General features: G+C 73.7%; 26 protein-coding genes and 1 tRNA gene. 13 read left to right on the top strand and 14 right to left on the bottom strand.

All coding sequences use genetic code 11. From position 1 onward, the window contains the following. From E1212_RS12115 to E1212_RS12100, 5 genes are all read left to right on the top strand, one after another. Window positions 1-230: LPXTG cell wall anchor domain-containing protein (locus tag E1212_RS12115; protein WP_131982684.1), on the top strand; the 230-nt coding region annotated here is incomplete at its 5' end. 288 nt (window positions 231-518) lie between these two features. Then, window positions 519-1,115 (top strand): RNA polymerase sigma factor, encoded by a 597-nt coding sequence (locus E1212_RS12110; RefSeq protein ID WP_131982682.1) that lies wholly within the window; start codon window positions 519-521, stop codon window positions 1,113-1,115. A gap of 518 nt (window positions 1,116-1,633) precedes the next feature. Further along, on the top strand, window positions 1,634-2,788 hold the full coding sequence (locus E1212_RS12105) for an ice-binding family protein (RefSeq protein ID WP_131982712.1): 1,155 nt from the start codon (window positions 1,634-1,636) through the stop codon (window positions 2,786-2,788). A gap of 133 nt (window positions 2,789-2,921) precedes the next feature. Continuing rightward, window positions 2,922-3,080 (top strand): hypothetical protein, encoded by a 159-nt coding sequence (locus tag E1212_RS29985; RefSeq protein WP_203416778.1) that lies wholly within the window; start codon window positions 2,922-2,924, stop codon window positions 3,078-3,080. Between the two features lie 150 nt (window positions 3,081-3,230). Beyond that, a complete protein-coding gene (locus tag E1212_RS12100; protein ID WP_131982680.1) occupies window positions 3,231-3,887 on the top strand; it encodes a response regulator transcription factor in 657 nt (218 codons plus the stop codon). Here the strand turns inward: E1212_RS12100 and E1212_RS29420 are convergent. Continuing rightward, window positions 3,862-4,011, bottom strand: coding sequence for a hypothetical protein (locus E1212_RS29420; protein WP_162605436.1), 150 nt, complete (start codon window positions 4,009-4,011; stop codon window positions 3,862-3,864). The two genes, E1212_RS12100 and E1212_RS29420, sit on opposite strands and share 26 nt — an antisense overlap. Before the next feature lie 197 nt (window positions 4,012-4,208). Between E1212_RS29420 and E1212_RS12095 the strand changes: the two genes are divergently transcribed. The 4 genes from E1212_RS12095 to E1212_RS12080 all read left to right on the top strand — a co-directional run bounded on the left by E1212_RS12095 (window position 4,209) and on the right by E1212_RS12080 (window position 7,980). Next, on the top strand, window positions 4,209-4,592 hold the full coding sequence (locus E1212_RS12095; RefSeq protein WP_131982678.1) for a hypothetical protein: 384 nt from the start codon (window positions 4,209-4,211) through the stop codon (window positions 4,590-4,592). 64 nt (window positions 4,593-4,656) lie between these two features. Further along, window positions 4,657-5,025 (top strand): response regulator, encoded by a 369-nt coding sequence (locus E1212_RS12090; protein ID WP_203416777.1) that lies wholly within the window; start codon window positions 4,657-4,659, stop codon window positions 5,023-5,025. Then, on the top strand, window positions 5,000-7,006 hold the full coding sequence (locus E1212_RS12085; protein WP_131982674.1) for a sensor histidine kinase: 2,007 nt from the start codon (window positions 5,000-5,002) through the stop codon (window positions 7,004-7,006). Before E1212_RS12090 ends, E1212_RS12085 begins: the two co-directional genes overlap by 26 nt. A 23-nt stretch (window positions 7,007-7,029) precedes the next feature. After that, window positions 7,030-7,980, top strand: a complete 951-nt coding sequence (locus E1212_RS12080; RefSeq protein ID WP_131982672.1) for an aldo/keto reductase — start codon at window positions 7,030-7,032, stop codon at window positions 7,978-7,980. 16 nt (window positions 7,981-7,996) lie between these two features. Here the strand turns inward: E1212_RS12080 and E1212_RS12075 are convergent, their stop codons facing one another. Together E1212_RS12075 and E1212_RS12070 are read right to left on the bottom strand one after the other, a co-directional pair. Continuing rightward, a complete protein-coding gene (locus E1212_RS12075; protein ID WP_131982670.1) occupies window positions 7,997-8,881 on the bottom strand; it encodes a serine hydrolase in 885 nt (294 codons plus the stop codon). Further along, on the bottom strand, window positions 8,878-9,759 hold the full coding sequence (locus E1212_RS12070) for a LysR family transcriptional regulator (protein ID WP_131982668.1): 882 nt from the start codon (window positions 9,757-9,759) through the stop codon (window positions 8,878-8,880). Before E1212_RS12070 ends, E1212_RS12075 begins: the two co-directional genes overlap by 4 nt. An 84-nt stretch (window positions 9,760-9,843) precedes the next feature. Here E1212_RS12070 and bla point away from each other — a divergent pair, with 84 nt between their 5' ends. Beyond that, a complete protein-coding gene (bla, locus tag E1212_RS12065) occupies window positions 9,844-10,812 on the top strand; it encodes a class A beta-lactamase (RefSeq protein WP_131982666.1) in 969 nt (322 codons plus the stop codon). A gap of 15 nt (window positions 10,813-10,827) precedes the next feature. On the opposite strand, the gene E1212_RS12060 is transcribed toward bla, so the two are convergent. The 10 genes from E1212_RS12060 to E1212_RS12015 all read right to left on the bottom strand — a co-directional run bounded on the left by E1212_RS12060 (window position 10,828) and on the right by E1212_RS12015 (window position 20,279). Beyond that, on the bottom strand, window positions 10,828-11,601 hold the full coding sequence (locus E1212_RS12060) for a sugar isomerase domain-containing protein (RefSeq protein ID WP_203416776.1): 774 nt from the start codon (window positions 11,599-11,601) through the stop codon (window positions 10,828-10,830). A 4-nt stretch (window positions 11,602-11,605) separates the two neighbouring features. Then, the gene (locus E1212_RS12055) at window positions 11,606-12,862 is read right to left on the bottom strand and encodes a hypothetical protein (protein WP_131982662.1); all 1,257 of its coding nucleotides are present in this window, start codon (window positions 12,860-12,862) and stop codon (window positions 11,606-11,608) included. Next, window positions 12,859-13,536: an N-acetylmannosamine-6-phosphate 2-epimerase gene (locus tag E1212_RS12050; RefSeq protein WP_131982660.1), complete on the bottom strand. Its 678-nt coding sequence runs from the start codon at window positions 13,534-13,536 to the stop codon at window positions 12,859-12,861. Before E1212_RS12050 ends, E1212_RS12055 begins: the two co-directional genes overlap by 4 nt. Further along, entirely contained in the window at window positions 13,529-14,482 is a 954-nt protein-coding gene (locus E1212_RS12045) for an N-acetylglucosamine kinase (RefSeq protein WP_131982658.1), read from the bottom strand. Before E1212_RS12045 ends, E1212_RS12050 begins: the two co-directional genes overlap by 8 nt. Continuing rightward, window positions 14,479-15,369, bottom strand: a complete 891-nt coding sequence (locus E1212_RS12040; protein ID WP_131982656.1) for a carbohydrate ABC transporter permease — start codon at window positions 15,367-15,369, stop codon at window positions 14,479-14,481. Before E1212_RS12040 ends, E1212_RS12045 begins: the two co-directional genes overlap by 4 nt. Continuing rightward, complete coding sequence (locus E1212_RS12035; RefSeq protein WP_131982654.1) at window positions 15,366-16,280, bottom strand: carbohydrate ABC transporter permease; 915 nt, start codon at window positions 16,278-16,280, stop codon at window positions 15,366-15,368. The genes E1212_RS12040 and E1212_RS12035 overlap by 4 nt, the downstream gene beginning before the upstream one ends. A gap of 4 nt (window positions 16,281-16,284) precedes the next feature. Beyond that, a complete protein-coding gene (locus E1212_RS12030) occupies window positions 16,285-17,586 on the bottom strand; it encodes an extracellular solute-binding protein (protein WP_162605435.1) in 1,302 nt (433 codons plus the stop codon). 49 nt (window positions 17,587-17,635) lie between these two features. Next, entirely contained in the window at window positions 17,636-18,394 is a 759-nt protein-coding gene (locus E1212_RS12025) for a GntR family transcriptional regulator (RefSeq protein WP_131982650.1), read from the bottom strand. 174 nt (window positions 18,395-18,568) lie between these two features. Further along, the gene (locus E1212_RS12020) at window positions 18,569-19,354 is read right to left on the bottom strand and encodes an NIPSNAP family protein (protein WP_203416775.1); all 786 of its coding nucleotides are present in this window, start codon (window positions 19,352-19,354) and stop codon (window positions 18,569-18,571) included. 43 nt (window positions 19,355-19,397) lie between these two features. After that, window positions 19,398-20,279: an alpha/beta fold hydrolase gene (locus E1212_RS12015; RefSeq protein ID WP_131982648.1), complete on the bottom strand. Its 882-nt coding sequence runs from the start codon at window positions 20,277-20,279 to the stop codon at window positions 19,398-19,400. Window positions 20,280-20,399: 120 nt separating this feature from the next. Between E1212_RS12015 and E1212_RS12010 the strand changes: the two genes are divergently transcribed. Next, complete coding sequence (locus E1212_RS12010; protein ID WP_131982646.1) at window positions 20,400-22,382, top strand: AfsR/SARP family transcriptional regulator; 1,983 nt, start codon at window positions 20,400-20,402, stop codon at window positions 22,380-22,382. Window positions 22,383-22,410: 28 nt separating this feature from the next. Then, a complete protein-coding gene (locus tag E1212_RS12005; RefSeq protein WP_131982644.1) occupies window positions 22,411-23,799 on the top strand; it encodes a pyridoxal phosphate-dependent decarboxylase family protein in 1,389 nt (462 codons plus the stop codon). A gap of 161 nt (window positions 23,800-23,960) precedes the next feature. Here the strand turns inward: E1212_RS12005 and E1212_RS29415 are convergent. Then, window positions 23,961-24,033, bottom strand: a tRNA-OTHER gene (locus E1212_RS29415). A gap of 26 nt (window positions 24,034-24,059) precedes the next feature. Between E1212_RS29415 and E1212_RS12000 the strand changes: the two genes are divergently transcribed. Then, window positions 24,060-24,410, top strand: coding sequence for a cupin domain-containing protein (locus tag E1212_RS12000; RefSeq protein ID WP_131982642.1), 351 nt, complete (start codon window positions 24,060-24,062; stop codon window positions 24,408-24,410). The last annotated feature ends 8 nt before the right edge of the window (window positions 24,411-24,418 follow it).

The raw sequence follows: 24,418 nt of genomic DNA, 5'->3' as shown, positions 1-24,418 counted from the left end.
ATGACCGGGCGGTGTGTGTCCCGGCGGCCGACGGCAACGCCGGCTGTGAGACCGACCATCACACGCCGGACGAGCAGCCGGGGCCCGACCTGCCGGACACCGGTGCTGATATCACCGGGTGGTTCCTGACCGGCGGGATGGCGCTGCTGATCGGTGGCCTGGTCCTGGCGGCGGCCCATCGCCGCCGGCTGTGGGGTGGATCCGGTGGTACGTCCGGGCTGACCTCCTAGCCGGAGCCCGCTGCGGTGCCTCCGTCCCTGCGGAGGCGGAGGCACCGTTCCAGCGGACCTGCTCTCCACCACCCAGAGGTGAGGTCGACGGATGACTCGACGGCCGACTCGGTGCGCGGCGCGTGCAGCGACCTCACCAGAGGCTCCCGCTCCACGGCTGGGGCGATCCCCGGCCGGCGCGGGACATGGCCCGGTCATGCGCGACACGAGGGCGCGTGACCGGGCCGCTCACCGACTGTGCGCCCTCACTGGGGCGTGACAGACCCGGTGTGAGCTCATCCGCGCAGCATGCGATCGCCTACAGCATCCGGCCGGAACGGCGAAGACCCGCGTCGTCGCCGCGCCGCGTCACACCCTGAGGACGCGATCGCCACGCTCTATCGGAGCTTCGCCGCTCAGACGCGCAATGTCGCGTTGGGCATCGTCGGCGACGTGGACGATGCCGAGGACGTCGTCCAGGAGGCGTTCTGCTCCGTTCTCGGTGCGATGAGAGCTGGCCGAGGGCCGCGCGACTCAGCGGCCGGCTACCTCTACACCGTCGCGAAGCATGCGGCCTTCCGTCACCGCGACATGCGTCAGTCGGCGATCGCTGTCGGCGCACCGATCCGGCCGCCGGACGAGGCTCGCGACGCTGGGTGCGAGGACGTCTGTCTCGACGTGGCCGCGGCACTGGCCTTCCTGCCGTTGCGGTCGAGGGCGGTGCTCTGGCTCATCGACGTCGAGGGGTACACGCCGGGGGACCTCGCTCCCGCGCTGGCGCTGACACCGAGTGCCGTGTCGAGCCTGGCCACTCGTGCCCGGCGCTCGTTCCGGAAGGCGTTCCTGGATCTCCAGCCGGGCCGCCGTCCTGCGCCGATTCGGGTCAGGCCGGGCGCGGTCGAATGAACCTCGAGCAAGCAGGTGGCCCGGCCCTTCGCCAGCCATACCCACGCCGGTCAGGCATGGTCCACGGTCAACGGACCGGCCGCGACGGCCTCGGTCAGAGCCGAAGCCTACGCAGCCGTCCGGCATCGGCCGGCCGTGCACGGTCTGGCAGGCGCCGGTGGTGACGAACCGGCCCGCCCGTCGGCGGCCGTGTCAGGGGTCGTCGAGCCGCAGCGCAGCAGCGCGAACGCGTAGGCGACGGCCACCATCGTTCGCGGGGACGACCCACCCGAGCTGATTCAGGGGTGCACATGAAGCGTCGCCGGACGAGTGGTTGGGTCATTGACACCGACGGCGTCGTAGCCTGTTCAATACTTTGTGGGTATATGTGGCGATTTCAGAGTTTTCATTTTGAATCTTATCGTTCGGAACGGCGACTTGCGCGCCAATTTCTGGTTCAGTGGAGGAAACATGCTTCGCGACTCGTGCGTTCATCAGCCAGACGTGACCCATGAGCATCTCAACCGAAAGGGTCATTCATGGCCAGGACATCCACTCATCAGTTTCGGCGCGCGTTCTGGCCGGGGGTGGCCAGTCTCGCCGTTGCGGCGCTCGTCACCGCGCCGCTGTACCTGAATGCGGGCGTCGCGAGCGCCGCCGACGCCCCGGTGGGGCTGGGGACGGCGGGCGACTTCTCGGTGCTGGCCGGCTCCACGGTCACCAACACCGGACCGACCACCCTGGAGCAAGACCTCGGCGTACACCCCGGCACCACCGCGCCGGGCTTCCCCCCGGGCGAGGTGCAGGGCGAGACCCACCTGGCCGACGCAGTCGCGCTGCAGGCCAAGGACGACCTCACCACGGCCTACAACGACGCCGCCGGGCGGACGCCGTTCACCAGTCTGGCGTCGGAGCTCGGCGGGACGGTGCTCGACGCGGGCGTCTACCGGATCGCGGCGGCGCAGCTGACGGGTCAGCTGACGCTGGACGGCGAGGGCGACCCGGCCGCGGTGTTCATCTTCCAGATCGACACCACGTTGATCACCGCCACCGACAGCAGCGTGATCTTCATCAACGGCGCCGCACCCTGCAACGTGTTCTGGCAGGTCGGCAGCTCGGCCACGCTGGGCACCGGCACCGACTTCATCGGCACCATCCTGGCCATGGCATCGATCACCATGAACACCGGCGCGAACCTGCAGGGCCAGGCGCTGGCCCGCACGGCCGCCGTCACCCTCGACACCAATCAGATCACCGACGACCCCTGCGAGGAGACGCCGACGCCGACGCCGACGGGGGACGACTCCGGCACCGAGACGGGGACGGACACCGGGACCGAGACGGGGACGGACACCGGGACCGAGACGGGGACGGACACCGGGACCGAGACGGGGACGGACACCGGCACCGAGACGGGGACGGACACCGGCACCGAGACGGGGACCGAGACCGGCACCGAGACTCCGACGCCGACCGAGACACCGACAGCGACGCCGACCGACACGCCCACGCCGACCGATTCGCCCACGGGCACGGAGACGGGAGCCGACACCGGCGACTCCGGCACCGAGACCGGTGAACTGCCCGACACCGGCAGCGGCTCGACCCCGATCCTGGCGGGAGCGGGGATCGCACTCATCGCGCTCGCAGCAGTCATGGTCTTCGTCAACGAGCGGCGTACCGCTGTCCGTTGAGCGCCGGCCTTGCGTTGGGTGCCGGTCCCGTCTCCACCGGGGAGAGACGGGACCGGCTCTCGCGTAATTGCGGTCGATGTCTTTGCGGCCGGCTCACACGCGCCTTTCCGTGCGCCGGGCGTACTCTGAGAACATGTTGACACTCGTCATCGTGTTGCTTGCCGCGTGGCTGATTCTCTCGATCGTCGGTTTTGCCATCCAGGGAATTCTCTGGATCGGCGTCATCGGAGTCGTCCTGTTCGTGGCAACCGCGATCATCGGATGGACCAGGCATCGCGCCACCAGGACCTGATCGCGGCCGGCTACACGGACGAACACCTGGTTCCGGACGGGACCATCGCCTGCACTACCGCTTCGGACCGGCGCCGAACCGCCGGATCGCTGCCAGACTGGTTCCCGGGTGTGCCCGTGCCAGGTCGGCGAGGGCCGAGGTGGTGGACCGATGAGCGCGATCCGGGTGGTCATCGCCGACGACGACGTGCTGCTGCGCGAAGGGCTGGCGAGCCTGCTGGAGCGCTCCGGGTTCGAGGTGGTCGCCCAGGCCGGTGACGCGCCGGAGCTGCTCGACCTGGTGCGCCGGCACCGGCCGGAGCTGGTCGTCGTCGACATCAGGATGCCGCCGGACCACTCGGCCGAGGGGCTGGAGGCCGCACACGCGATCCGGCGCGACCACCCTGAGGTCGCGATCATGGTTCTGTCGGCCCACGCCGAAGTCGAGCACGCGATGCAGCTGCTCGCCAGCGGCGGGGGCATCGGCTACCTGCTGAAGAGCAGGGTCACCGACGTCGCGGAGTTCGTCGACACCCTGGAGCGGGTGGCGCGCGGCGCGTCGGTCATCGATCCGGCGCTGGTGCAGGAACTGGTGGGGGCCCGACGGCGGCACGATCCGCTCGCGGAGCTCACCGACCGCGAACGCGAGGTGCTCTCGCTGGTCGCGGAGGGCCGGTCGAACGCCGGGGTGGCGCGGCGGCTCTGGGTGACCGAGGGAACGGTCGAGAAGCACGTGCGCAGCATCCTCACGAAGCTGGACCTGCCGGAAACCGACGAGGACCATCGCAGGGTGCTCGCGGTCCTCACGTTTCTCGAGCAGCGACGTTAGCGCCGTCGCCGCGAGCGGACAGCAGGCGGCCCGCCTCGCGCACGACCGACGGGATCGCGTCGAGCGGCACGTTGAGCATCTGCAGGAGGTCCTGCGTCGACAGGTCGTCGTCATGGGTCAGCATGTCGGGTCTCCTTCCACCCCCTTGCCAATCCAGCATCCGCCCGGGCGTGCGCCCGTGTCGTCAGGGCCAGCCGCCAATTCGTCTTCCGGCTAGCTGGAAGGCCGGGATGGTGGCTGGCCGCGATGTGCCGGCCGGCCACCCCGCGCGATGCTGGAGCGAAGGCCGTCGAAGTCGAGCAGCAGAGGAGGAGGTCCGCGATGAACCGCCCGGCAGACGTGGTCGAGTTGTTCCGCCGCACCGCGCCCCTCGCCGACTCTCGCGGCGGCCCCCATGACGTCGTGGTGCCGGGCAGGAAGCATCCCCCCAGCGCTGACCCCTGGCGCCACGACGCTCCAGCCGGCGATCCCCTCTACGCCGGCTCGCGCGCGGCCGACCACCGCGCGACCCTCGACGTCGCCGCCGACGCCCAGCCCGCCACCGTGCACGGAGAACACCACACCGGCCTCCTCCGTGTCCGGCTGGCGAGAGACGGCGGTGACGTCGAGGAGTACGCCCTGGACGTCCAGCAGGCGCTGCACCTGGCGCAGCGCCTGCGCGACGCGGCCACGGCCATGCAGGAGTTCCTCTCGGTGCGGACGTGAGGCCCGGGCCGGGTTTCCGGTTAGCAGGCATGCCGCCGGTATGCCCTGGTGCAATGCTGGTGGAGTGGTGCGGCGCTGTGTCATCGTTGACGACAACGAGCGATTCCTGGCGGTAGCGCGCTCGAGCCTCGAGCGCGGCGGTCTGGAGGTGGTGGCGACGGCGACGACGACCACGGAGGCCCTCGAGAAGATCGACGCCCTGAAGCCGGACGTCGTTCTGGTCGACATCGCGCTGGGATCCGAGAGCGGCCTCGACCTCGTCCGCCGGATCGTCGCGGCGACGCCGTCGGGGCCTCATGTCGTGCTCATCTCGACCCATCGGGAAGAGGACGTCGCGGAACTGGTGTCGGGCAGTCCTGCGGCCGGGTTCGTCTGGAAGGCCGACCTGTCGGCGAGGGCCGTGCGCGATGTGGTGGCGGCCGGAGATCAGTGAGACGTCAGGACCACTGACCGGCCGGCCGCTGCTGCGGCGGTGGGCGGGTGGAGCCGTCAACGGCCTGGTCCTCGTCGCGGTGGCGACGGGTCTGGTCTGGCTGCTGAACCGGCAGCTCCCGCCGCGGGGGCTGCTCGTCGTCTACCTGCTGGCCGTCCTGCCCGTCGCGATCCGCTGGGGCTCCGGTCCCGCGGTGCTGGTCGCGGCGCTGGGCGTGGTCACGTTCGTGCTGGTCATCGCGCCACCTCAGAGCGAAGGCCCGGCCCTGGTGGCTCTCGGGGTGTTCGTGGCGACGGCGGTCGTGGTGGCCGGGCTGGCTGCGGGGCTGCGGCGATCGGTGCACGAGTCGCGGGAGCTCGCCGGGGAGCAGTCGGCGCTGCGGCGGGTCGCCACGCTGGTGGCCGAGGGGGTCCCGGCGCCGGAGCTGTTCGAGGCGGTGAGCCGCGAGGTGGGACTGCTCTGCAATGCCGACCTCGTGCGGCTGGAGCGCTACGAGCCCGACGGGACGGTGACCGGCGTCGGCTCGTGGGGGCGGGTACCGGTCCGGCTTCCCGTCGGCACGCGCATCGAGCTGGACGGCATCAGCGTGGCTCGCGAGGTGCGCCGCACCGGCGGAACGGCCCGCATCTCCAGCTTCGTGGGCGAGGACGGCACCGTCGCCGCCGAGGCCCGCGAGCTGGGAATCCGCTCGTCGATCGGCTGCCCGATCAGCGTCGACGGGCATCTCTGGGGTGTCGTCGTCGCGTCGTCGAAGAACGCCAAGGCCTTCCCCGCGGGGACGGAGGCGCGGATCCAGCGCCTCACCGACCTCGTCGCCACCGCCGTCACCAACGCCGAGGCACGGGCGGAGTTGCGGCGCAATGCCGAGGAGCAGGCCGCGCTGCGCCGGGTCGCGACGCTCGCCGCCCGCGGCGACGCCGACCCCAGCCCCGTCTTCGCGATCGTCGCGGACGAGGTGCGGACCCTCCTGGGCGCCGACTGCACGTCGGTGCTGCGGTTCGAGAGCGACGGGTCGGCGACCTACCTCGCCGCCCGCGGCTGGCGCGACCCGAACCGGCGCAAGCCCGGGTCGAAGTGGTTCCCCGAGGAGCCGTCGGTCATCGAGAACGTGCGCCTCACCGGCCGTTCCGCCCGGCTGGACTACTCCGACGTGACGGTGATCCAGGAGCTGCCGCCGAGCCTGCGCGCCGAGGGCATCCGGTCGGCGGTGGCCAGCCCGATCGCCGTCGAGTCGCGGCTCTGGGGCAGCATCGGCGTCGCGTCGCGCACCGGCCGGTTGCCCGCCGACACCGAGCAACGGCTGATCGCGTTCACCGAGATCGTGGCGACCGCGATCGCCAACACCGAGAGCCGTGCGCAGCTGGCCAGCTCGCGGGCCAGGGTCATCGCCGCGGCCGACGCCACCCGCCGCCGGCTCGAGCGCGACCTGCACGACGGCGCCCAGCAGCGGCTGGTCTCGCTCGCGCTGGACCTGCGCAACACCCAGGCCGAGGTGCCGGCCGAGCTGACCGGACTCAGTGCGGCCGTCGGCCGGCTCGCCGACGACGTCACGGAGGTGCTCGACCAGCTGCGCGAGCTGTCGCGTGGCATCCACCCGGCGATCCTCTCCGAGGGCGGCCTCGGTCCGGCGCTGCGCACCCTCGCCCGCCGCTCGCCCGTCCCCGTCGACCTGACGGTCCGCCTCGACAGCCGCTACCGCGACGCCGTCGAGGTCGCCGCCTACTACGTCGCCTCCGAGGCGCTGACGAACGCCGTCAAGCACGCCGACGCCGACCACGTCGAGATCCTGGCCGAGGAGCGTGACGGCGCCCTGCATCTGCTGGTCGCCGACGACGGCGGCGGCGGCGCCGACCAGACGCGCGGCAGCGGGCTCACCGGCCTGCACGACCGGGTCGAGTCGCTCGGCGGCACCATGCGGGTGAGCAGCCCGGTCGGCGCCGGGACGCGGATCGAGGTGAACCTGCCACTGCGGAGACCCTGACCTCGCCTCGCTACGCTGGCCCGGTGACCACGCAGCGCGATCCGTTCGCCGTCCGTGGCATCGGGCTGGGGCTGGCGGCGCTCGGCCGGCCGGGCTATCTGACGCTCGGTCACGGCCGCGACTTCACCGCGTCGGCGAGCGTCGACGAGCTGCGCCAGCGCACCCACGCCGTCCTCGACGCCGCCTGGGCCGCGGGCGTGCGCTACGTCGACGCCGCCCGCTCGTACGGGCTCGCCGAGCGGTTCCTCGGCGAGTGGCTGTCGGTGCATCCCGGCCGGCGCGGCGAGCTCACCGTCGGCTCGAAGTGGGGCTACACCTACACCGCCCAGTGGCGCGTCGACGCCGCCGTCCACGAGGTCAAGAGCCACTCGGTGGCGACGTTCGAGCGGCAGTGGCAGGAGACCCTCGACGCGCTGGGCGGACCCCCGGACGTCTACCTCGTGCACAGCCTCACCTCCGACAGCCCGGCGCTCGACGACCGCCGGCTGCTGGACCGGCTGTCGGACCTGGCGGCCGACGGCGTCCGGGTCGGCTTCTCGTCGAGCGGGCCCGACCAGGCGGCGGTGATCGACCGCGCCCTGGTCCTGACGGCGGACGCGACGGCGCCGTTCGCAGCGGTGCAGGCGACCTGGAACCTGCTCGAGCCGTCGGCCGGTCCGGCGCTGGCGCGCGCCCACGACGCCGGCTGGTTCGTCGTCGCCAAGGAGGCCGTCGCCAACGGCCGGCTCACCGACCGCGGCGACGTCGAGACGTTCCGCGCGGCCGCGCATGCCGCCGGAGTGGCCCCGGACGCCCTCGCGCTGGGCGCCGTCGTGCGCCAGCCCTTCGTCGACGTGGCGCTCAGCGGCGCCACCACCGTCGACCAGCTGCTCAGCAACCTGGCCGCCGCCGGCACCGGCGTCGCCGCGCTGCCGGACCTGGCCGAAGACCCCGTCGCCTACTGGAAGAACCGCTCCGGCCTCGCCTGGACCTGACCGGCCGGACGGTGGCTCACCGGCCGCGCAGCTCGTCGTGCAGCCCGCGGGCGACCCGGCCCATCGCGATCTCCGCGGCCGGCTGGGCGGCGGCCGCGACGCGCGAGCGGGTCAGGGCGACGACGGCGTACCGGTGGCCGTCGGCGTGTTCGACGACGCCGGCCTCGTGCCGCAGGTTGAGCAGCGTGCCGGTCTTGGACGACCACGTCGACGCGTCGCTGACGAACTCCGGCGCGAGGCGGGCCCGGTGCACGTTGGCGGCCATCAGCTGACGCAGCCGCAGCGCGACGCCGTCGTCGACGGTGCCGCTGGTCCAGACGGCGGTGAGAAAGCCGGCGAGCGCCCGCGCCGTCGCCGTGTTCGCGCGGGCGACGTCCAGCTCGGCGATCGCGCTGCCGCCGCCGCGCTCCGTGACGCCGATGGCGAGGTCGTGGCGCAGGCCGCCGCGCAGCGCCTCGGCCGGCGTCGCCATCAGCGCGTCCATCCGGTGCCGGAGGGTGAACCCGGCGATGCCGAGCTCGCCGAGCAGCGCCGCGACCCGCGCCGGCGGCGTGAGGTCGAACAGCGCGTCGGTGGCCGAGCTGTCGCTCAGCGACGCGCTCAGGTAGACGAGGTCGTCGAGGGCGACGCGGGCCGGGTGGCGGAAGCGGGTGATGCCGGTGGGCCCGGGGTCCTCGGACCGGCCCGGCGCGACCTCGACCGGACGGGCGCCGTCGAGCTCGCCGCGCCGGACGCGCTCCAGCGTCGCGAGTGCGAGCGGCAGCTTGACCAGCGACGCGATGGGCAGCTCGACGTCGGGCTCCAGAGCCAGCTCGGCGCCGTCGTCGAGGTCGCGGACGACGAAGGAGCCGTCGAGCCCGGCATCGTCGAGCACTGCGCGCCACCGCTGGTGCGTCGTCACGACCCGGCCTCCGTGGCGCCGAGACAGCGGGCCAGCAGCGGCCCGAGCGCCCCCACCGTCCGATCGGCATCGAGTGCCGACGCGGCGACGACGGCGTACCCACGGGCCAGCCGCTCGTCGCCCAGTGGCAGCCAGTCGAGGCCCGCCTCGGACGCCTCGCGCCGCGTGCACAGCAGCGCGTCGTCGGTGCGGATCACCTCGGCCACCGCGCCCACCAGCGACGACACCCGCAACTGCGACGGCCGCAGCCCGGCGGCGACGGCGCGACGGCCCAGCGCGTCGCCCACGTGCGCGACGTCGTCCTCGGCCAGCAGCCAGATGCGCCGGTCGTGCGCCGCGCCGGGATCGCGCCGCGGCCGGAACTCGCCCAGGAAGACCCGGCGGGCGCCGGACCCGCGCAGCACGGCCAGGCCGAGCGGCACCGTCCAGCGCGCCTCCGGCTCCGGCACCGGAAGCACCGCGGCACGGACGGCGCGGTCGCGGACCAGCTCACGGCGGCGTTCGGGGCCGGCCTGGTCGACGACGAGCGCGATTCCGGCCTCGCGCGAGTCGGCGACCAGCTCGACCAGCGCGGCCAGCGGCAGGTCGGCCGGGAGGGCGACGGCGACGGGCGAGGCAGCGGCCCGGGCGGCGCCGGCGCGCAGGTCGTCGGCGGCGTCGAGCACGCGGCGGGCGGCCGGGAGCATGGCGTGGCCGAAGTCGGTGAGGGCCGCGCGCCGCGTCGCCCGGTCGAAGACGGCGCCGCCCAGGTGCTCCTCGAGCGCCGCGACCCGCCGGCTCGCGACCGGCTGCGGGATGCCGATGGCGGCCGCGCCGCGAGTGAAGCTGCCGCGCTCGCTGACCGCGACGAACGCGGCGCAGGCGGCGACCAGGTCCATGCCGGCACCGTACTATGCCCGATGCGCATGGAATCGAACGCATCCGTCTTGGCGCGCATGAACCGCCACCGCGACGCTGGAGCCATGCGACTCACGAGCCTCCCGGTCCTCGCGGCCGTCACCGCCGCCGTCCTCGCCGGCTGTTCTTCCGACGACGACCCGCCCGGTGCCGCGCCCAGCCCCGCGGCGCCGAGCACGAGCGCGCCCGCGCCGACGACGGACACCTCGACGGCGGACACCTCGACGGCAGAGGCCACGACGCCCGACCCGGCGGTCGCCGCCGCCCTGGCGCAACTGGAGACCGACTACGCAGCCCGGCTCGGCGTGTACGCCGTCGACACCGGGACCCGCGAGACGGTCGAGCACCGCGCCGACGAGCGGTTCGCGTTCGCCTCGACCCACAAGGCGCTGTCGGCCGCGGCGGTGCTGCAGGCCACGGACGCCGCCGCCCTCGACGACGTCATCCAGTACGACGCCGCCGACGTCGTCGGCCACTCGCCGGTCACCGAGCCGGCCGCCGGCACCGGGCTGACCCTGCTCGAGGTGATCCGCGCCGCCATCACCGTCAGCGACAACACCGCCGCCAACCTGCTGTTCGAGCAGCTCGGCGGGCCGGACGGGCTCGAGGCCGCCGTGCGTGGCTTCGGCGACGACACCACGTCGTTCGACCGCATCGAGCCCGGCCTCAGCGACTGGGCCCCCGGCGAGACTCGCGACACCACCACGCCGCGGGCCATGGCGGCCAACCTCGAGCGGCTGGCGCTCGGCGACCTGCTCGCCGCCGACGACCGCGCGGTCCTGGTCGATGCCATGCGCGACAACACCACCGGCGACGAGCTGATCCGGGCCGGCGTCCCCGACGGCTGGCCGGTCGCGGACAAGACCGGCTCGGCCGGCCACGGCGGGCGCAACGACATCGCCGTCATCGAGCCGCCCGATTCCGCCCCGATCGTGCTGGCCGTCTACAGCAACCGGCTCGACCCCGAGGCGGAGTCCGACCCCGCGCTCATCGCCGCCGCCGCCACGATCGTCGTCGACGCGCTCACCGGCTGACCGGCGGTCGCCGCCTCACGGCTCCGACGGGCGCAGTCGGGTGCCGTACCGGGCGAAGAGCGCCTCGTTGTGCGCGTCGCCTTCGGGCACGTTCGCCGAGACCAGCACCGGCACGTCCTCGCCGGACGCGAGCAGCAACCCGCACACCTCGGTCACCAGCAGCTGAGCGATCAGCACACCCGTCAGCGACGACGTCGGCGTGATGCGCACGCCGGACGGCAGCGCCAGCGCGGCGTCGCCGCGCGGGGAGCCGTTGTCGATCACCACGTCGGCCAGCTCGAACAGCCGCTGGCCGGACGGGTGCCGCGACGTGATCTGGCTGCTGTGCTCGGCCGACGTGATGGCGATGAGCGGGTGCCCGCCGGCCTTGGCCAGCCGGGCCATCTCGACGACGGACCCGTTGCCGCCGGAGTTGGAGGTGATGACGAAGACGTCACTGGGGTGGATCTCGGCGAGGTCGAGGATGCGCTGGGCGAGCGACGGGTCGCGCTCGACGGTGGGGTCGAGGATCTCGCGCGGGTCCGCCCCGCCGTACATGACGAGGTCCTTGATCGACAGCGCGTTCGCCGGGACGAGCCCGCCGGCCCGGCCGACGATCTCGGCGGTGATCGAGCGGGAGTGGCCGGTCGCGAACGCCTGGATCAGCCCACCGGCGCGCAGGCCGTCGGCGACCAGCCGGGCGGCCGCGGAGATGGCGCCGGCCTGCGTGGCGATCAGGCGGTCGGCCGCCTCCCGCAGGATCCGCGCGGCGGCCGGCTGGCCGATCGGCTCGAGGTCGGTGGTGGTCACGTGATCAGCCTCCGTGGGTGGATCGATGGGCGAGCTCGTGCAGGGCCCCGGCGACGTCGTCGGCGGCATCGGGACGGAAGGGGGAGATGAGGACCTCGTAGGCGGGCGTGTCGAAGTCGGCGGCCGCGGGGAGGTAGCCGGCGTAGCCGTTCGCGTATCCCAGCAGTACGGCCGGCGCGGCGGCGTCGCGCAGCGAGAGGAACGGCTCGCCGCCGATGCCGTGCAGGGTCAGCTCACCCAGCCGGGCGACGGCCAGCTCCAGCGCGACCGACTCGGGGACGACGGCGTCGGCTGCGGCCCCGCCGTGGGTGCGGGCGGCCGCCGCCTCGACGCCCTGCAGCGCCGTGACCGCGGCCCGGCCGGCCGGATCGTCCGCCGGCACCCCGGCCAGCTGCGCGGCGAAGACGTCGCGCAGCTCGTCGAGCCGGTCCCGGTCGTCCCGACGGACCGGCAGCGTCAGCGTCCGCCGGGAGACGGCGATGCCGTCGTCGGCGGTCCAGGCGCGGCCCGGTCCGGCGTCGAGCAGCTCGGCCAGCCGTGTCGCCGCCAGCCCGGCCAGGCGCCGGCCGTCGGCCTCGGTCTGCGCGGTCCGGGTCCAGCGGGTGCTGATGTCGCCGGCCGCTCCGGTCGCGACCACCACCCACGGCACCGGCCCACCTCCCGCGGCGAGCTCGTCGCGCAACGCCTCCCGGATCCAGGCCGCGAGATCGCCGCTGACCACGCAGGACGACGCCGGCAGCACCGTCGGGTGCACGGGCACCACCGCCACCACCCCGGCGAGCCGGTCGCCGTCGGCGAAGCGCAGCAGGTCGACCGGCACCCGCCGCTCGCCGGTGTCGGCGCTGCGCCGCGCCCCGACGCCGTCGAGCACACCGGCGTGGTGGCTCGCGACGCACTCGGTCTCCGTCGCCACTGCCCGCCGGGCGGCCTCGGCCGCCGCATCGCTGACGGCGTCGACCCAGGCCGCGGGCGTCGTGCCGCCTCCGGGCCGCGATCCGACGTCGGGGCCGGAGTGCGTGTGGGTCGCGCAGACCCAGACCTCCCCGGGGATCCGTCGGCGGATCTGCGCCACGAGGTCGGCGTTGACGCCGACCAGCTCGGCCACCACCAGCAGGAACCGGTCCGCTCCCGCGGCGATCGACACACAGTCGACCTGCAGCGGCGCCAGCATGCCGGCCGACGGCGAGGTGCGCGCGGCGTACCCGCCCATCGGCGTGCCGTCGGGCACGCTCAACAGCGCGGTGCCATGACCGGCCCTCATCGCAGCGCCTCGACCAGCCGCCGGGTGATGGCCATGGGGTTGGTGATCGCCGTGCCGACGACGACGGTGTGCGCACCCGCCTCGAAGCCGGCCAGCACCTCTTCGCGGGTCCAGAACCGGCCCTCGGCGACGATCGGGCAGTCCAGCTCCGCGGCCAGCGCCTTCACCAGGGCGAGGTCCGGCCCGTCACCGGCGGCGGACCCGGGGGCACCGGTGTAGCCGGACAGCGTCGTCCCGACCAGGTCCGCCCCGGCCGCCCGGGCGAACCGGCCGGCGTCCGTCGAGTCGACGTCGGCCATGACGGGGACGCCCAGCTCGTCGTGGATCCTGGCCACCAGGCCGGCGAGCGAACCACCGCCGGGCCGCGGCCGCGCCGTCCCGTCCAGCGCCACCACCGTCGCCCCGGCCCGCACCACCGCGGCCGCGGACTCGAAGGTCGGCGTGATGTACACGCCGTCGCGCTCGCCGGTCTTGTTGATGCCCAGGATCGGCAGGTCGACGACGGCGCTGATGGCGGCGACGTCGGCCGGACCGTCGGCACGGATCCCGGCCGCCCCGCCGGCCGCGGCGGCCTGCGCCATGAGCGCCATCGGGCCCGGCCCGTGCAGTGGGTTGTCCATCCCCGCCTGGCAGGAGACCACGACGGAGCGGTACGGGAACACGGCGTCAGACATGGGCGTCACTCCCGGCGGTCAGCATCAGGGGTGTGTACGGTCCGAGCCCGTCGGCCAGCAGCCGCACGGCGCCGTCGAGCGGGTTGCCCAGCGGCTCGTGCACCAGCACGCCGGGGAAGCGGTCGCTCACGGCGGAGACGAACGGCCGGCGCACGAGGTCGTCGATGGTGAACAGCCCGCCGGTGTAGGACAACGGGACCTCCGCGACGCCGCCGGGGAACGCCCGGCCCAGCACGGCCGCCGTCGTCGCCACCAGGTCGTCGACGGCGCCGGACCAGATGGCCCGCGCCACCGGGTCGCCGGCCCGGGCGACCGCCGCCACCCAGGACGTGCAGCTCGCGACGATCCGCACCGGCGCCGGCGAGGTGTAGATGCGCTGCGACAGACCGGCGAGGTCGCCGAACGCCTCGCGGGCCGCGTCGGTCAGCGCGGTCGCCGGGCCGCGGCCGTCGCGCTCGGCCATGACCGCGCGCAGCGCAGCCCGGCCGACGGCGAACCCGCTGCCGGAGTCACCCAGCAGGTAGCCGTGGCCGTCGCCCTGGTGCGACCCGCCCTCGGCGTCGATGCCGAGGCAGACCACGCCGGTGCCGGCCGTCGTCACGACCCCGGCCGCGCCGCCGAGCGCGCCTGCGTGTGCCGTCACCATGTCCGGCCCGAGCCAGACCTCCGGACCGCCGAGCCGGTCCCGGATCCGCTCGGCCAGCCGGAATCGCCGGTCCGGCTGCAGCGGCGCTGCGGTGAGACCGAGGCAGACCCGTTCGACCCCGGGCGGCGCGCCGAGGGCCCCGAACGCCTCGGCCACCGCGTCGGCGACGCTGTCGAGCAGATCGGTCTGGCCGCTGTAGGCGAAGCCGCCAGCATGGGCGATCTCCGCGACCACGCCGTCGCGGACCAGGGCCATCCGCAGGTTCGTCTGCCCGCCGTCGACGGCGAGGTCGAGGCTCACTTGATCCCCGCCGTCATGGTGATCCCTTCGACGAACTTGCGCTGCAGCACGAGGAAGAGCAGCAGCGTGGGCAACAGGGCGAGCAGCGCTGCCGCCATCATCATCGGGATGCCGCCGGAGCCCAGGTTGTTGGCCTGCATGGCCGCCAGCCCGACCGGCAGCGTCTGGTGCTCCGCGTCGTTGCCGACCAGCAGCGGCCACAGGTGGCTGTCCCAGTTGGTCATGAAGATGAACAGCGCCAGCGCCGCCATGGGCGAGACCATCATGGGCGCCACGACGTGCCAGAGGATGCGCAGCTCGCCGGCGCCGTCGATGCGCGCGGCCTCGAGCAGCTCATCGGGCAGGCCCTCGATGCTCTGGCGCATGAGGAAGATCCCGAAGGCGCTGGTGGCCGCGGGGATGATCAGCCCGGCGAAGCTGTTGACCCAGCCCAGGTCGAAGACCAGCGCGTACAGCGGCACGTAGATGACCTCGAGCGGCACCATCAGCGTCGCCAGCACCACCAGGAACAGTACGTTGCGCCCCCGGAAGCTGAACTTCGAGAAGCCGTAGCCGGCCAGCGTGCAGGTGATGACGTTGAGCACCGTCACCGACACTCCGACGACCGTGCTGTTGAGGTAGTACCGCGCGAACGGTGTCTCCTCGAACGGCAGCGCGAAGTTGCCCCAGAGCCACTGCGACGGCAGCCAGCTCATCGGGTTGGCCAGGATCTCGTCGGCCGGCTTCACCGCCGACAGCGCCGCGTAGACGAACACCGACGCGAACACCAGGCCGCCGGCGAGCAGCAGGACGAAGACGACGACCTTGCCGACCGGCCGGCGCTTCCGCGACGGCGACGGCACGGGCGACGGCGACACCGCCGGCCGCTGCACCACCCCGGCGCTCATGCCGACTTCCTCAGGGCGCGCAGCTGCACGAACGTCACCATGAGCAGCAGGACGAACATGAGGACGGCGACGGCGGACGCGCGGCCCATGCGAGCGCTGGCGAACGCCGTCTTGTAGACGAACAGGTTGATCACCTCGGTGCCGAAGCTGCCGCCGGTGAGCACGACCTGCGGGCTGAACGACTGGAAGCCGCGGATCACGGCCATGACCAGGACGACGACGGTGATCGGCTTGAGCAGCGGCAGGGTCACGTAGCGCAGCCGCCGCAGCGAGCCGGCGCCGTCGAGCGCCGCCGCCTCCTGCAGGTCCTTCGGGATGTTCTGCAGACCGGCCAGGAAGATGATCAGGAAGAACCCGACCTCCTTCCAGATCGCCGCGATCGCGATGGCCCACTTCGCCCAGCTGCTCGACGTCAGCCACGGGATGTCGGTGTTCAGGGTCTGGTTGAGCAGGCCCTCGGGCTGCAGCACCAGCCGCCAGATGACCGAGACCGCCACCCAGGACGTCGCGACCGGCGCGAAGTACAGCAGCCGGACGAACGCGCTGCCGCGCATCCGCGTGTTCAGGCCGAGCGCCAGGACCAGTGCCAGCAGTACCGCGGGGCCGTAGGTCACGACCACGTAGAACAGCGAGGCGCCGAGCGAGGCGAGGAACCGCTCGTCGCCGAAGAGGAAGCGGAAGTTGTCCAGCCCGACCCAGACCGGCGGGCTGGTCAGGTTGTAGTCGTACAGGCTCAGCTGGAACACCCGCAGCATCGGGTAGATCGCGAACGCCGCGAAGAGCACCAGGGCGGGCAGCGCGAACACCAGGCCGACGGCGTCGCGGCGGCGCCGCCAGCCGGAGGCGCCGGAGCCCGGGGGCCGGGCCCGCGCGGTGCGGGCCCGGCCCGGTGCGGTTCGAGTCAACGCCATGCGACTAGCTCGTGACGCTCTGCTCGACCGACTCCGAGGCCTCCTCGAGACTCTCGGCCGGCGGCTGGCCGTCGAAGATGGACCGCTCGACCGCCGCCTTGATCGCGTCCTGCACCTCGCTCCAGTGCGGGCCGACCTCGTCGAACTTGCCCTGCTGGTAGGCCTGCGACCAGACGTCGAGGAACGGGATGTCGGCCGCGGCCGGCGACTGCTCCCAGTCCTTCAGCGGCTGGACGAAGCTCACGTCCTCGAGCCAGCGCTCGTGCTGCGAGGTCATGTACTCGATGAACTTCCACGCCTCGTCCTGCTGCTCGGAGGCCTTGTTCACGGCGAAGTAGTAGCCGTACCAGCGCCCGGACGGGTTGGCCGGGTCGACCTGCGGGAGCGGGACGACGGCCAGGTTCTCGAACGTCTCGGGGTTGTCGATGGCGATCTGCTCGACCGCCCACGGGTAGATCATCGTCATCGAGCGCCGGCCCGAGGCGAAGTCCTCGAACGGCGACGTCGCCTCGCGCGAGGCGGTGTCGGCGTCGCCCACCTGGTCCTCGCGGATGAGGTCGTGCCAGATCTGCAGCGCCTCGACCGACTCCGGCTCGGTGAGCGCCGAGCCGGTGCCGTCCTCGTTGAGGATCGAGCCGCCGGTCTCGTTCAGCAGCGTCTGCAGCTGCTGGGTGTACCAGCCGGCGTGCAGGTAGACGAAGTTGAAGCCCTCGTGCCCGGCGGCCACCAGCTGCTGGCCGTACTCGGACACGTCGTCCCAGGTGGCCGGCGGGTTGGCCGGGTCGAGGCCGGCGTCGGCGAAGTGCTGGGTGTTGATGGCGAACGCCGTGGCGTTGAACTCGCTCGGCACGCCGTAGAGGGTGCCGTCGTCGCCCTTCGCGCCGTCGAGCGTGCCGTCGACGTAGCGGCCCTCGAGCTCCTCGACGGAGTCCGCGCCGAAGGCGGCCGGGTCGATGGGCGCCAGCAGCTGCTTGGGGATGTACTCGCCGCGCAGCGCGCTGTCGTCCATGTTGATGATGTCGGGACCGGACCCGTTGCTCAGCGACGTCAGCATCTTGGTGCCGAAGTCGTTGTTCGGGATCGTCTCGTAGGTGATGTTCACGTTCGGGTTCGCCTCTTCGTACTCCGCGATGAGCTGCTCGTTCAGCTCGGTCATCGGCGGGTGCGTGTGCGTCCAGTAGGTCAGCTCGATCTGGTCGCCCTCACCGGTCGACCCGCCGCCGTCGTCGGAGCCGCAGCCGGCGGCGACCGCCAGCAGCGCGAGGGCCGGTAGCAGGACCGTGCGGGCGCGCGGACGTGCACTCATGGGTTGCTCGCTTTCGTCGGGGCCGCCCATGACGGGCGGAAACGTCAGATCAGGCGGGTCGCCGGACGCGGCGCAGGGCCGGTGCGGGGACGGGTCGCAGCTCGGCCGTGAGCTGGAACCGGTCGCCCCGGAAGATGTCCGTGCCGCACTCGACGACCCGGCCGTTCGCGCCGAACGTGACGACGTCGAGCTGGAAGGCCGGTCGTCCCGGCTCGGTGTGCAGCAGCGCGGCGTCCGGCTCGTCGAGCAGCGTCGGTTCGATGGTGGTGCGCCCGGTCAGGATCGGGATGCCGTAGCGGCCGGCCAGGAGGTCGTACCAGGAGCCGTTGAGGTCCGCCGGCGTGAGGCCGGGGACGACGTCGTCGGCCACCCAGGTGGTCTCCAGGCCGATGGGGTCGCCGTCGGCGGTGCGGAGCCTGGTGAAGCGGACGATCGGGGTGTTGACGGGGATGCGCAGCGTGCGGGCGTGTCGCGGATCGGCCGGGAGGCGCCGGAACTCCAGCGTCTCGCTGCCCGGGACGAGGCCGCGGCTGCGCATCTCGTCGGAGAACGAGGTCATCGCGAGCCGGCGGTTCAACTTCGGTCGCGCGACGAAGTTGCCCCGGCCGTGCTCACGTACGACGAACCCGGCCGTCGCCAGGTCGTCGAGGGCCCGCCGCAGCGTCATGCGGGCCACACCCCAGTCGTGCGCCAGCCGGCGTTCCGACGGGAGCGCGACGCCTTCGTCGCCGTGGTCGATCAGCTCGAGCAGGCGCCCGCGGACCTGGGCGACCTTGCCGGTCGCCGACCCGAATGCGTCGTTCGCCATGTCAGTGAGCTCCTCGACGTGAGGTGAGGTGCGCACCTTTATAGTCCCTGCCGCTGGAGCGCGCCAGGCGAACGGCGAAGCTGCGTTAGACCAGTAGCGCTCGGCCGGGCGCGACGATGCCGCAGGCCAGCGCCCTTTCCGCCCGGCCGGACCACAACTGGTCCAATCGGGAGGTCAACGCAGCAATGACCGGGCGGTGGGTGCGAGCCGCAGGGTGACCGGCGGTCCGGCGAGCCGCCGGTCCAGCTCGGCGCGGAGGCCGGCGCGGCGTTCCCAGGCGGCCACGTGGTCGTCGTGGGCGGCGGCGTCGTCGAAGCGGGCGACCCAGACGAACGCGTTCTCGCCGACGCGGACCGGCAGCGCCGGGTAGGTGTTCGGCGACGGGTCGGTCTCGAGCCGGGCCAGCGGCGCGACGCCCAGCGCAGGCTGCACGTCGGCGGCGAAGAACCGGCCGAACTCGCGCAGGTCGCCGGCCACCGGGTAGACGACGACCCTCACCAGTGACGACGGCGTCAGGGTCGCCCCGGCGGGTGGTCGCTCGACGGCGGCGCCGACCGCCGGCAACGGGAAGCCGGCGCCGTCGTCGACCGGATGGAGCAGGTGGACGTCGTCGATGTCGATCATGGTGACGTTGGCGGCGGCTCCGTGCTGTGTCCAGACCGGGCCGGAGTAGAACGCCGTCAGCGCCGCCTCGCGCGTGGGCATGTCGGGGAACCCGCGGATCCAGACGAATCGGTCGGGCCGGTCGAGGTCGCGGAACTGCCCGACCAGCCGCATGCCGAGCATCTCTTGCGTCTCGACGAACTCGCGGTCGAACAGCGTGACGAGGTCGTCGCGGCGGTCGGCATGCACGGTGTACTGCCGCAGCTCGACGATGGGGCAGCACGGGCCTGCCTTGTCCCTTGCGGGGGTCGCCGCAGCCTGGACCTCGCGGTCGGGCGTCGGTCCGTCACTGGTCATGCGCCGGACCATAACGGCCGGCACCGACATCCGGCCTCGCGCGTCAGCGCGCGAGCAGTGCCCGCAGCTCCGCCTCGATCAGCTCCGGCGCCGACTCCGCCATGAAGTGCCCGGCCGTGGTGGTGGTGTGGTGCAGGTCCGGCGCCCATGCCCGCCACAGCGCGGCCGCGTCGTAGCCGAGAGCCGTGCCCCAGTCCTGCTGGACGACGGTGACCGGCATGGCCAGCGTTCGCCCGGCCGCACGGTCAGCTTCGTCGTGCTCGACGTCGATGCCGGCCGATGCCCGGTAGTCGGCGACGATCGAGGGGACGGCGGCGGCCGACGCCCGCAGGTACTCCGCCCGCACGTCCGCCGGCAGCGCGTCGTCGCCGGGCGCTCCCCACGCATCGAGGAAGTGGCCGAAGAACTCGTCCGCCGTCGCCGCGATCATGCGCTCGGGCAGGCCGGGCGGCTGCGCCATGAGGTAGAGGTGGAACGCGACCGCCGCCCGCACGCCGTGCAGCACGTCCCACATGTCCAGCGTCGGCACCACGTCGAGCGTCGCGAGGTGCGTGACCCGGTCCGGGTGGTCCAAACCCGCGCGCAGGGCGACCAGCGCGCCGCGGTCGTGGCCGGCCAGCGCGAACCGTTCGTGCCCGAGCGTCGCCGCGAGCGCGACGACGTCGGCGGCCATGGTCCGCTTGGCGTAGGTGTCCGGCCCGGCCTCGGCCGGCTTGTCGCTGGCGCCGTAGCCGCGCAGGTCCGGGACGATGACGGTGTGGTCGGCGGCCAGGCCGGCCGCGACGTGCCGCCACATGAGGTGCGTCTGCGGGAACCCGTGCAGCAGGATGATCGGGCGGCCGGATCCGCCCACCGCGGTGGCGAGCGCGACGCCGTCGGCGACGGTGATCCGCTCGTGCTCGAAGTCCGGGATGGTCGGCGTCATGGTGACTCCTTGGGGGAGGCTGGGTGGGAGGCCGACCGCGAGGTCCCGGAGCGGCGGCGAGTCCCACGAGAGAATGGGGGTCAGGACGTGTCCAGCCTCCGGCCCGCCGATGAGCGTCCGATGAGCACGCGGTTCGGCGTGCTGGGCCCGGTGGTCGCCTGGTCGTCCACCGGTGAGGACATCGACCTCAAGGGACCGCGACACCGCGAGGTGCTGGCCCGGCTGATCGTGGCCCGCGGCCGGGTCGTCCCGGTGGAGCGGATCGTCACCGACCTGTGGGAGTCGCCGCCGGACGGTGCCGTCGTCGCCGTCCGGACGTTCGTCGCGGCGCTGCGCCGGGCGATCGAGCCGGATCGGGCGCCGCGATCGCCGGCGACCGTGTTGGTGACCGAGGGTCCGGGCTATGCACTGCGGGCCGCGGCCGACACCGTCGACGCCTGGCGGTTCGCCGACGGCGTGAGCTCCCGGCCGGGCGAGCCCCCGGCTACGGCGCTCGCTCGGCTCGAGGACGTGCTGGCGCTGTGGCGCGGCCCGGCCTACGCCGACTTCGCGGCGGCGCCGTGGGCGCGGGCCGAGCGGTCCCGGCTGGAGGAGCTGCGGCTGACCGCGCTCGAGCGGCGGGCCGACGCGTTGCTCGCGCTCGGCCGGGCCGCTGACGCCGTCCCCGATCTCGATGCGCACGTCGCCGCCCATCCGTGGCGCGAGGAGGGGTGGCGGTTGCTGGCACTCGCGCTCTCTCGCACCGGGCGGCAGGCCGACGCGCTCGCCGTCGTGCGCCGGGCCCGGACCTTGCTGGCCGACGAGCTCGGCCTCGACCCGGGGGTGCGGCTGCGGCGGCTCGAGACCGACCTGCTGCGGCAGCCGGGCGACTTGGAGGCCGACGCGGTCGGCCGGGCCTGGGCCGACGCCGCGGCGGCCTACGACCAAACGGTGGCGGCCGGCGCGCGGGGGCGGCTGGAGTCGACGGTGGGACTGCTCCGGCTGCTCGCACTGACCGGCGGGCGTGGGCTCGAGGCGGCGCAGGAGCAGCGCGTGGCCGCGATCGCCGCCGCGGAGCAGCTCGGCGATCCGGAGCTGACCGCGCGGGTCATCGGCCTGTACGACGTGCCGGGCGTGTGGACGCAGCTGGACCACCCGGACCGGTCGGCGCTCGTGGTGGCGGCGGCCGAGCGGACGCTGACCGCGCTCCCGCCGTCCGCCCCGCCCGCGACCCGGGCCCGGCTGGTGGCGACCGTCGCGATGGAGTCGCGCGGAGCACGGTCGCCGCGGCCGGCGGAGGCCGCTGCCGAGGCCGAGCGGCTGGCTCGCGAGCTGGCCGATCCCGGGCTGCTCGCCTTTGCGCTGAACGCCCGGTGGGCGCAGACGTTCCAGCGGGCCGGCCTGGCCCCGGAGCGCGACGCGATCGGCGCCGAGCTGGTCGCGGTGTCGGCCGCGCACGGGCTGCCGGCGTTCGAGATCCTGGGCCGGCTGGTGCGGATGCAGGCGCGCGCGGGCCTGGGCGACTTCGCGGCCGCCGACGAGCACGCGGCCGCGGCCGACGATCTGGCCCGGCGGCACGAGCGCCCGCTCGTCGGCGTGTTCACGCGGTGGTACCGGGCGTTGCGACTGGCCGCCGCGGGTGGCGAGGAGACGTTCGACGAGGCGGAGGCCGCCTACGCCGATGCGGCGGCCCTGCTCGAGGGCGCCGGGATGCCGGGCGTCGAGCGCGGGCTGCTGCCGCTCGCCCGGCTCTGCCTGCGGGTCTGGCGCGACCGGCCGCTGTCGGTGTTCGCCGACGTCACCGACTGGGGTCCGTACGCGCCGTGGGCGCGGCCGCTGGTGCTGCTGGCCGCCGGGCGGGTCGGCGAGGCGGCGCAGGCGCTGGCGGCGGTGCCGGAGCCGCCGCCCGGCCTGCTGCTCGAGGCGCTCTGGTGCCTGACCGGCCGGGCCGCTCTGCTGCTGGGCGACCGGACGGTGATGGCGCGGGCGCGCGCGGCGCTGGCGCGCGCGGCGCTGGCGCCGGCTGCCGGCGAGCTGGCCGGTGCGGCCAGCGGCATGCTCACCGTGGGGCCGGTCGTGCTGCATCTCGCCGCCCTCGACACGGCCCTGGCCGGCGCCGGGTGAGGTGTACGGTGCCGGTCATGGGGTCGGCATGAGCGCACCACGCAAGGACTTCGACGCGGCGCTGGAGGTCGCCGGCAGCAGGGCCCGGGCCTGGCTCGACACGCTCGACGAGCGCCCGGTGCGGGCCACCGCCGGCGTCGACGACGTGCGGGCGGCACTCGGGACCTCGCTGCCCGAGGGACCGTCCGACCCGGCCGAGGTGGTGCGGCTGCTGGCCGACGCCGCCGAGCCGGGACTGGTGGCGACACCGTCGGGCCGGTTCTTCGGGTTCGTCATCGGCGGCACGCTGCCGGCGGCGCTGGCCGCGGACTGGCTGGTCAGCGCGTGGGACCAGAACGCCGCCCTGCGCGCCGCGAGCCCGGCCGGCACCGCCGTCGACGACATCGCGGCGGCCTGGCTGCTCGACCTGCTGGGCCTGCCGGGCGATGCGGGTGTCGGCTTCGTGACCGGCGCGACCATGGCGAACTTCGCCGGGCTCGCGGCAGCGCGCGACGCCGTCCTGGCCCGGGCCGGCTGGGACGTCGGTGTGGCAGGTCTCAGCGGGGCACCGCGGGTCCGGGTGCTGGCCGGCTCGGAACGGCACGACTCGATCGTGTCCGCGCTGCGCTACCTCGGGCTCGGCGCGCCGGAGGCCGTCGCCGTCGACGACCAGGGCCGGGTGCGCGCCGACGCGCTGCTGGCGGCCCTGCGGGACGGCGCCGGAGCGGCCGACCAGCTGACGATCGTCTGCCTTCAGGCCGGCAACATCCACTCCGGCGGCTTCGACCCGTTCGCCGAGACCATCGCGGCCGCTCACGCCGTCGGCGCGTGGGTGCACGTCGACGGCGCGTTCGGGCTGTGGGCGGCCGCGTCGCCGCGGACCCGGGCCCTGGTGGCGGGCGTCGCAGACGCGGACTCGTGGGCGACCGACGCGCACAAGACGCTCAACGTGCCCTACGACAGCGGCATCGTCGCCGTCCGCGACCCGGCGGCGCTGCGCGCGGCCATGAGCTACCACGCGGACTACCTGGTCACCGACGCCACGCACCTCGAGCCGTACGAGCGGGTGCCGGAGCTGTCGCGGCGGGCGCGGTCGGTGCCGGTGTGGGCCGCGCTGCGCTCGCTCGGCCGGTCCGGGCTGGCCGACCTGGTCGACCGGCTCTGCCGGCACGCGACCGCCTTCGCCGACGGCGTGCGCGGCATCCCCGGCGCCGAAGTCCTGAACGACGTCGTGTTCACGCAGGTCTGCCTCTCCTTCGGCCCCGACGAGCGGACCCGCGAGGTGGGCCGGCGGCTCATGGAGGACGGCACCGTCTGGATGACCGGCTCGCTCTGGCGCGGCCGCGAGGTGCTGCGCATCTCGGTGAGCAACTGGTCCACCGACGACGGTGACGTGGAGCGCGGCCTCGACGCCCTCGCCCGCGCTGCTGCCACGTGATCCTGGCGATCACTGGTGTCAGGACACCGGCGATCGCCGATGATCATGGCGGCCCTGACGGTTCCCCAGCCGGCGGGGTGGAACCGCGTGAGGCCGGCGTCGTCGACGAGGCGTCGAAGCTCCTCGACCGACGCAGGCGCCCGGCACGTGCGGACGCGACGTGGACATGGAGGCGGAACCGGACCCCGCGCCCTCCGGTAGCAGCCGGGCGATCTGCCACGGATCTACTCCATGCGGCGACCTCACCGTACGATCGGCGCATGAATCCCGCCACCGTTGTCGACCACGACGATCTGCCCGTCGAGCTGGACGGATCGGCGGTGGAGTTCGAGGGCCGCGACCACGGCAGCAGCATCTCCGTCATCCTCGTCAGCACCGACGAGGACGGCGCCGGCCCGAAGCTGCACCGGCACCCGTACGACGAGACCTTCGTCATCCGCGGCGGCGAGGCGCTGTTCACGGTCGGCGACCAGGAGCTCGTCGGACGGGCCGGGCAGATCATCGTCGTCCCGGCGCAGGTGCCGCACAAGTTCGCCAAGACCGGGACCGGGCGCCTCGAGATGATGGACGTCCACGCCAGCCCGGTGTTCATCACCGAGTGGCTGGAGTGACCGCGGCG

This window comes from Jiangella ureilytica (genome assembly GCF_004348545.1).
Taxonomy (GTDB): Bacteria; Actinomycetota; Actinomycetes; order Jiangellales; family Jiangellaceae; genus Jiangella; species Jiangella ureilytica.
The sequence above is the reverse complement of the archived record's forward strand: the minus strand, read 5'-3'. Positions and strand labels throughout refer to the sequence as shown.